General features: G+C 61.6%; 4 protein-coding genes. 3 read left to right on the forward strand and 1 reads right to left on the reverse strand.

The genetic code is table 11. The features are described from left to right. Positions 1 to 49: 49 nt before the first annotated feature. Positions 50 to 1,579, reverse strand: coding sequence for a 2,3-bisphosphoglycerate-independent phosphoglycerate mutase (gene gpmI / locus OC610_RS24575; RefSeq protein ID WP_264431554.1), 1,530 nt, complete (start codon positions 1,577 to 1,579; stop codon positions 50 to 52). 152 nt (positions 1,580 to 1,731) lie between these two features. Between gpmI and OC610_RS24580 the strand changes: the two genes are divergently transcribed. From OC610_RS24580 to secB, 3 genes are read left to right on the forward strand one after another with little or no spacing between them, the layout of a single operon-like run. After that, positions 1,732 to 2,145: a rhodanese-like domain-containing protein gene (locus OC610_RS24580; protein WP_264431557.1), complete on the forward strand. Its 414-nt coding sequence runs from the start codon at positions 1,732 to 1,734 to the stop codon at positions 2,143 to 2,145. 1 nt (position 2,146) lies between these two features. Next, positions 2,147 to 2,401 (forward strand): glutaredoxin 3, encoded by a 255-nt coding sequence (gene grxC, locus OC610_RS24585; RefSeq protein WP_030141472.1) that lies wholly within the window; start codon positions 2,147 to 2,149, stop codon positions 2,399 to 2,401. Between the two features lie 37 nt (positions 2,402 to 2,438). Continuing rightward, on the forward strand, positions 2,439 to 2,921 hold the full coding sequence (gene secB, locus OC610_RS24590) for a protein-export chaperone SecB (RefSeq protein WP_030141471.1): 483 nt from the start codon (positions 2,439 to 2,441) through the stop codon (positions 2,919 to 2,921). Positions 2,922 to 2,948: the final 27 nt, after the last annotated feature.

Below are 2,948 nucleotides of genomic sequence, written 5' to 3' on the forward strand. Positions count from 1 at the left end.
ATCGCGAGCAAGCTCGCTCCCACAGGGGTTGCGGTGATTGATGGATCAATCAGACCAGGATCGAAGTCCCGGTCATTTCCGCCGGCTTTTCCATGCCCAGCAGCATCAGCATGGTCGGTGCAACGTCAGCCAGCACGCCGCCTTCACGGACCTTGAGGTCGCGCTTGCCGACATAGATGAACGGCACCGGCTCGGTGGTGTGGGCGGTGTGGGCCTGGCCGGTGGATTCGTCGGACATCTGCTCGACGTTGCCATGGTCCGCCGTGATCAGGGCTTCGCCACCGACTTTCTCCAGGGCGTCGACGATGCGACCCACGCAAGTGTCCAGGCATTCCACCGCCTTGACCGCCGCGTCGAACACGCCGCTGTGGCCGACCATGTCGCCGTTGGCGTAGTTCACCACGATCACGTCGTAGCGCTGGTGCTCGATGGCATCGACGATGCGATCGGTCACTTCCGGCGCGCTCATTTCCGGCTGCAGGTCGTAGGTGGCGACTTTCGGCGACGGGATCAGGATCCGCTCTTCGCCCGGGAAGGGCTCTTCACGGCCGCCGGAGAAGAAGAAGGTCACGTGGGCGTATTTTTCGGTTTCAGCGATGCGCAGCTGGGTCTTGCCGTTTTTCGCCAGGTAATCGCCCAGCACGTTCTCCAGGCTGCCGGCGGCGAAGGCCGATGGCGCGGGAATGCTGGCGGCGTATTGGGTCAGCATCACGAAACCGGCCAGTTTCGGCTGGCGGGCGCGCTCGAACTCCTTGAAATCGTCTTCGACGAATACGCGGGTCAGTTCGCGGGCCCGGTCGGCACGAAAATTCATGAACACCATGGCGTCGCCGTCCTCGACCTTTACCGGCGCGCCGATGGTGGTGGCCTTGACGAATTCGTCGCTTTCGCCGCGTTCATAGGCGGCTTGCAGGCCTTCTTGAGCGGTGGCGGCGTGGAATTGGGCATTGCCGTCGACGATCAGGTTGTAGGCCTGGGCGACGCGGTCCCAGCGATTGTCACGGTCCATGGCGAAGTAGCGGCCGATCAGGCTGGCGATCCGGCCCTTGCCCAGCGCCTTGAAGGTGTCGTCCAGCAACGTGATCGACGACTCGGCGCTCTTCGGCGGCGTGTCGCGACCGTCGAGGAAGGCGTGCAGGTAGATGTTTTGGGCGCCGCGCTTGGCGGCCAGTTCGGCCATGGCGACCAGGTGATCCTGGTGGCTGTGCACACCGCCATCGGACAGCAGGCCCATGAAATGCACGGCCTTGCCGGCGGCCACGGCTTTATCCACCGCGGCGCAGATGGTCGGGTTCTCGAAGAATTCGCCATCGCGGATCGACTTGGTCACCCGGGTGAAATCCTGATACACCACGCGGCCCGCGCCGAGGTTCATGTGGCCGACTTCGGAGTTGCCCATCTGCCCGTCGGGCAGGCCTACATCCATGCCACTGCCGGAGATCAAGCCATTCGGCACGGTGGCCCACAGGCGATCCAGTACAGGCTTGCTGGCCGCGTATACGGCGTTGGATTCGTGGCTGTCACTGTGACCGAAGCCGTCCAGAATCATCAGGACCAAAGGTTTAGGCGTGGTAGTCATGGAATCCACTCGTGGCTGGTTGAAAGAAGACGATGGAAAAGGGACGGGCAGTTTAAAGGTAAGTTCCGATGCCGTCACCGCCGGGCGGGGTTTGGCCGGCCTTGTGTGCTGTGTATACTGGCCGACATTTTAACGCCCTGGAACCTCCTTCGATGGTTGCTCACCTGATTGAATTTGCCACTAACCACTACATTCTCGTCGGTATCTTCGTCGTACTGTTGGCGTTGCTGTTGGCCCATACGATGCAGGGCGGCGGACGCAGCCTGAGCACTGGCGAGCTGACGGCGCTGGTCAACAAGGATGCCGGCGTGGTGATCGACATCCGCCCGAGCAAGGAATACGCCGCCGGTCATATTGTCGGCGCGCTGAACATCCCGCAGGACAAACTGATCGCACGCGTTGGCGAACTGGAAAAGCACAAGGCCAAGACGCTGATCCTGGTGGACGCCCAAGGCCAGCAGGCCGGTACCCTTGCCCGCGAACTGATGAAGTCCGGCTTCACCGCCGCCAAACTGTCCGGTGGCGTTGCGAGCTGGAAAGCCGACAATCTGCCCCTGGTGAAGTGAAATGCCCCACGTAGTAGTCTACTCCAGCGATTACTGCCCCTATTGCTCCCGAGCCAAGCACTTGCTCCAGAGCAAAGGCGTGGCTTTCGAAGAGATCAAGGTCGACGGCAAGCCGCAACTGCGCGCCGAAATGACCCAGAAGGCCCGGCGTACCTCCGTGCCGCAGATCTGGATCGGCGACACCCACGTGGGCGGTTGCGATGATCTGTACGCCCTGGAGCGCGCCGGCAAGCTCGACGCGTTGCTCAAGGCTTGAATTCCTATCAACAGAACTGAAGTAAGAAGGATCTGCGATGACTGACCAACAGAACACTGCTGCCACTGAAGAAGAAGCCGCACCGCAATTCTCCTTGCAGCGCATTTATGTCCGCGACCTGTCCTTCGAAGCCCCGAAAAGCCCGGCGATCTTTCGCCAGCAGTGGGAGCCGAGCGTAGGCCTGGACCTGAATACCCGTCAGAAAGCCCTGGAAGACGATTTCCACGAAGTGGTGCTGACCCTGTCGGTTACCGTGAAAAACGGTGACGAAGTGGCGTTCATCGCCGAAGTGCAACAGGCCGGGATCTTCCTGATCAAGAACCTGGACGCCGCTTCGATGAGCCACACCCTGGGCGCGTTCTGCCCGAACATCCTGTTCCCGTACGCTCGCGAAACCCTGGACAGCCTGGTGACCCGCGGTTCGTTCCCGGCCCTGATGCTGGCCCCGGTGAACTTCGATGCCTTGTACGCGCAAGAGCTGCAGCGCATGCAAGAGGAAGGCGGCGCGACCGTTCAGTAAACGGCGCTGTCAGCCCTGTACGAGCCT

The sequence above is a fragment of the Pseudomonas agronomica genome (assembly GCF_025917275.1).
GTDB classification, from domain to species: Bacteria; Pseudomonadota; Gammaproteobacteria; order Pseudomonadales; family Pseudomonadaceae; genus Aquipseudomonas; species Aquipseudomonas agronomica.

Excerpts from the sequence above, each read along its gene's own strand:
- gpmI (WP_264431554.1), bottom strand. The coding sequence starts at position 1,579 with ATGACTACCACGCCTAAACCTTTGGTCCTGATGATTCTGGACGGCTTC.
- OC610_RS24580 (WP_264431557.1), top strand. The coding sequence starts at position 1,732 with ATGGTTGCTCACCTGATTGAATTTGCCACTAACCACTACATTCTCGTC.
- grxC (WP_030141472.1), top strand. The coding sequence starts at position 2,147 with ATGCCCCACGTAGTAGTCTACTCCAGCGATTACTGCCCCTATTGCTCC.
- secB (WP_030141471.1), top strand. The coding sequence starts at position 2,439 with ATGACTGACCAACAGAACACTGCTGCCACTGAAGAAGAAGCCGCACCG.